Genomic DNA, 4,451 nt, shown 5'->3' on the forward strand with positions numbered 1-4,451 from the left:
GCCAAAGCGAGTCCAGCGGCATTTCGGCTCTAGGGTGATCAGACCCCGGGCGATTAGACCTTGGAGTGGCCCATGTCGATCTGGAACTCGGCGCCGGTAACGGCTTGGGCAGTGGCCAGGTAGAAGACGGCGTCGGTGAGGTCGTCGAGCGAGGCGACCGGGTAGTAGCCCAGCAGCGACGGGAAGTGCATTCCCCAGTCCTCGAAGGCCTTGATGGCGCTCGAGTCGCCGATGCCCATCTCGGTGTTCACCGCGTACGGGTGCACCGTGTTGACCCGAATGTGCTTGGGCCCCAACTCTTTGGCGGCCGTTTGGGCAAGCCCGCGGAGGCCGAACTTCGAGGCCGAGTAGGACGCCTGCGCCGGCATCGCCTTCAGTCCGGCGACCGACGACATGATGGTGATCGATCCGCCGTTGCGGGCGGTGAGCATGTGCGGGATCGCAGCCTTAAGGGTCTTCCAGGTGCCGGTCAGGTTCACGTCCACCACGTCGGTGAACTGGTCTTCGCTCAACTCCCAGACCAGACCCCAGGTCAGGAGTCCGGCGTTGGCCACGACGTGGTCCAGGCGGCCGAACCGGGCGACGCCCTCCTCGAGCAGCTCCTGCTGGACCGCCAGATCTCGGATGTCGCCCTGGCGCGCGAGGATCTGTCCACCCTCGGCCTCCACCAGACGCACTGTCTCGGCGAGGTCGTCGGGCGTGGCCGGCGCATAGGTGGCGTGGTCGGCGACAGGGCCGGCGATGTCCAGACCGATGACCGCGGCGCCCTCGCGGGCGAACCGGATCGCATGGTTGCGGCCCTGGCCTCGTGCGATGCCGGTGATGTAGACGACCTGACCGTCAAACTGACCCATGATGCCCTCTCGTAGTGTGGGCAAACTGTAACACGTTCTAGTTTGAGTGGACGCGCTGCGGTCAGTCGTTCCAGAGGCCTGCCGGGTCGGTCGCCGTGCGCGCCGGAGCCTCGGGAGTGAGGGTCGACGAGCGGGCGAATCGCGGGGCCACCTGCGCCTGCATCACGCCGTCGACTTCTACCAGGGTGCCGCGGTCGGCGAGGTGTGGATCGTTCGGCGCCTCGGTGAAGTCGAGGATCGGGGCGACGCAGGCGTCCGTGCCGTCGAAGATCTCGGCCCACTCGTCGCGGGTTTTGGTCTTGATGACCGTGGCGAAGACCTCCTTGAGCTCGTCCCAACGCGGCATGTCGAGCTGGTGCGGCAGTGCCTCGGGATCGAGGCCGAGGCCGTCGAGAAGCTGCGCGTAGAACTGCGGCTCGATAGCGCCGACCGACAGCCACTTGCCGTCGGAGGTCTCGTACACCTCGTAGAACGGGGCGCCGGTGTCCAGAAGGTTCGCGCCGCGCTTGTCCTGCCAGAGGCCGGTGCCGCGGAAGGACCACATCATCTGGCCGAGAACCGACGCGCCGTCGACCATGGCGGCGTCGATCACCTCGCCCTTGCCGGACACCGAGCGTTCGACGAGCGCGGCGAGGATGCCAACCACCAGGAACATCGAGCCGCCGCCGAAGTCGCCGACCAGATTCAATGGGGGAGTGGGCTTTTCGTCCTTGCGGCCGATCGCATGCAGCATGCCGGTGAGGGCGATGTAGTTCATATCGTGGCCAGCGAGCGGCGCGCGTGGCCCCTCCTGGCCCCACCCCGTCATCCGGCCGTAGACGAGGCCCGGGTTGACTGCGGCGCAGTCGTCGGGTCCGAATCCCAGCCGTTCCATCACTCCGGGGCGGAAGCCTTCGACCACCACGTCGGCCTTGGCGATCAGATTCAGGATGGTTTCGCGATCGGCCGGGTTCTTGAGATTTGCCTCGACCACCCGACGACCGCGGAGCAGGACGTCGGCCTTTGCGCCGTCCTTCGGCAGCTCGCCGGGACGTTGAATGCGGACGACGTCGGCGCCGAGATCAGCGAGCAGCATCGCGGCGTGCGGTCCGGGACCGATGCCGGCGAACTCGATGACGCGAATGCCCGCGAGCGGGCCGCGGCGGCCGCTGGACGGGTGGGTGGGAGCAGACACTGGCCGAATACCTCCGGAATTGACGCGGTGGGTGACGGGGAACTCGCCGTCGACTTCAGCCTTACATTAGCTAGTGGCAACGTCGAGCGCGTGACCCGGGTAACGGCAGGGGTTCGTGGTTCAGTAGAGGTGATTCGGCGAGGACTTCGGGGCGGATCTCGCCGGGGAGGGTTCACCTGGAGGTAAGTCCTGGGTAGAGTCTGCGCAATGAAACTGGTCCCCCGCCTCGGTGCGGCGGTGTGGCCCGACCTTGGGTCGATCGCGACCACGGTGGCGGTCCCGGTGGGATCGGTGGAACAGCACGGACCGCACCTGCCGCTGGATACCGACTCCCGCATCGGCGAGGAAGTGGCCGGGCGAGCCGTGGCCGCCCTTGAGGCCGAGCGCGGCAGCAGCGACGAGGATCGACGGTACCTGCTCGCGCCGACGGTTGAGTACGGGGCGTCCGGCGAGCACGAGGGCTTCCCTGGAACGGTGTCTATCGGGACAGAAGTGCTCACGCAGTTGCTGATTGAGCTCGGCCGCAGTGCCTGCCGGTGGGCCGACCGACTGGTGCTGGTGAACGCGCACGGCGGTAACGCCGCTGCGGTGGCTTCAGCGGTCGCCACCCTGCGTGCCGAGAGTCGCGACGTCGCATGGTTCCCGTGTGCGTTCGCAAACGCAGACGCACACGCGGGTCATACGGAAACCTCTGTGCTTCTTGAGATTTCGCCGTCGAGAGTCCGGATGGACCGAGCTGAGGTCGGCAACACCGCGCCTATCGGAGTGCTGCTGGCGGAGCTGCGCGAGTCCGGTGTCGCCGGAGTCAGCCCGAACGGGGTGCTCGGAGATCCGACGGTGGCCAATAGCGGCGACGGCGCGCGGGATCTGGCGGCGACTGCTACGCGACTGATCGGCGCGATGGCACAGTGGATAGTCGACGAGACCGGGCAGCTGCGATGACCGGCCCACTCGATGACCGGCTGCCCGATGGGTTCCAAGTCCAGATCAATCCGCAGTGCATTCCCGGCGGGGACCTGCGCTACCTGGTGGGCGGATCGCCGACGCGGGTACTGAAGCTGTCTGAAGCCGCGCTGGGGATGACCTCTGATGACGGGCGGATTGCGGTGTGCGACAACGCAACTCGTGCGCTCGCGCGCAAACTCCTCGATACCGACATCGGCCGTCCGCGGCCGATGGCTGGACCTGATCCGAGTCTCGTCACGGTGGTGATTCCGGTCCGCGACAACCAGGCCGGGATCGACCGCCTGCTATCGCAGCTTGCCGGCAATCTGGTCATCGTGGTCGACGACGGCTCGGCGGAACCGATCTACGCCACGGGTGAGCGCGTCACCGTGATCCGGTTTGACGAAAATCGGGGTCCGGCGAGCGCGCGCAATGCGGGGCTGGCCGCGTCTGACTCTGAGTTCGTCGCGTTCTTGGACTCCGATACGGTCCCGACCGGGGACTGGCTGGCCATCTTGATGGCGCACTTCTCCGATCCGAAGGTGGGGATCGTGGCACCGCGCATCGTGGGCCGTCCACCCCGTACGTCGGATTCCACCGCGGCGCGCTACGCGAATGTACATTCGGCGCTCGATATGGGGCCTTCGGAAGCGCTTGTCGCCCCGGGCAGTCCGCTGCCCTATGTGCCCAGCGCGGCAATGGTGGTGCGGCGCAACGGATTCCAGGGTTTTGACGATTCGCTGCGGGTAGCCGAGGACGTCGACCTCTGCTGGCGTACCCACGCTGCGGGCTGGCGGGTCTACTACGACCCGATCGCGCACGTCCGGCACGACCACCGGGAGACTTTGGCCGCGCTACTGGACCGTCGCCGGTTCTATGGCACCGGTGCGGCCAAGCTGGCCGGACGCCATGGCGCGACGGCGGCGCCGGTGCGCTCGACGCTGCCGATCGCAGTCGCGGTGATCGGGCTGCTCACACGCACCCGCCTTGGCCTCCTGCTCGCCAGCGTGCTGACACTGCGCACCGCGCTGCAGACCCGAAAGCGGCTGACCGGGATCCCCGCGGCAAGCGGGATCGCCGTGCAGACCACGAGCCGGGCACTCGGTTGGGGTCTGTTGCAGGCCACGCAGGCATTGCTGCGGCACTACTGGCCAATCACTCTGCTGGTGGCGCTCGCGGTGCCGGGCTTCCGGCGATACGTCGTGCAGTTGGCGGTGGCCGAGGGGCTGGTGCTGTGGATACGCGCCGAAGTGAAACAGGGCGATTCGCCCGGGGTCGGACCGGTCGGCTACGTGCTGATGCGCCGCCTCGACGACCTCGCCTACGGGGCCGGTCTCTGGCAGGGTGCGGTAGCAGCACGCAGGCTCACGGCGCTAGCGCCGGTCTTCGCGGGGTGCGGGGATCGCCGCTGATGGCTGGGGTGCTGCCGGACCGGACTGACGTCGTGGTGGTCGGCGGCGGCACGGCCGGCTGCCTGG

4 protein-coding genes are annotated in these 4,451 nt (G+C 67.7%); 2 read left to right on the plus strand and 2 right to left on the minus strand.

Annotated features, from left to right (window positions below):
• Positions 1-53: 53 nt before the first annotated feature.
• Both WAW85_RS09485 and WAW85_RS09490 read right to left on the minus strand, forming a co-directional pair.
• Positions 54-854: a mycofactocin-coupled SDR family oxidoreductase gene (locus WAW85_RS09485; protein WP_422559370.1), complete on the minus strand. Its 801-nt coding sequence runs from the start codon at positions 852-854 to the stop codon at positions 54-56.
• 61 nt (positions 855-915) lie between these two features.
• Positions 916-2,028: a CaiB/BaiF CoA transferase family protein gene (locus WAW85_RS09490; RefSeq protein WP_422559367.1), complete on the minus strand. Its 1,113-nt coding sequence runs from the start codon at positions 2,026-2,028 to the stop codon at positions 916-918.
• A 207-nt stretch (positions 2,029-2,235) separates the two neighbouring features.
• On the opposite strand from WAW85_RS09490, the gene mftE reads away from it, so the two are divergent.
• Both mftE and mftF read left to right on the plus strand, forming a co-directional pair.
• The gene (gene mftE / locus WAW85_RS09495; protein ID WP_422559368.1) at positions 2,236-2,970 is read left to right on the plus strand and encodes a mycofactocin biosynthesis peptidyl-dipeptidase MftE; all 735 of its coding nucleotides are present in this window, start codon (positions 2,236-2,238) and stop codon (positions 2,968-2,970) included.
• A complete protein-coding gene (mftF, locus tag WAW85_RS09500; protein WP_422559369.1) occupies positions 2,967-4,385 on the plus strand; it encodes a mycofactocin biosynthesis glycosyltransferase MftF in 1,419 nt (472 codons plus the stop codon). The genes mftE and mftF overlap by 4 nt, the downstream gene beginning before the upstream one ends.
• The last annotated feature ends 66 nt before the right edge of the window (positions 4,386-4,451 follow it).

This window comes from Gordonia sp. (in: high G+C Gram-positive bacteria), from assembly GCF_049299075.1.
Taxonomy (GTDB): domain Bacteria; phylum Actinomycetota; class Actinomycetes; order Mycobacteriales; family Mycobacteriaceae; genus Gordonia.

What these genes read in the sequence shown, in the direction of transcription:
- WAW85_RS09485 (WP_422559370.1), bottom strand. Translation starts at nt 854, where the DNA reads ATGGGTCAGTTTGACGGTCAGGTCGTCTACATCACCGGCATCGCACGA.
- mftE (WP_422559368.1), top strand. Translation starts at nt 2,236, where the DNA reads ATGAAACTGGTCCCCCGCCTCGGTGCGGCGGTGTGGCCCGACCTTGGG.
- mftF (WP_422559369.1), top strand. Translation starts at nt 2,967, where the DNA reads ATGACCGGCCCACTCGATGACCGGCTGCCCGATGGGTTCCAAGTCCAG.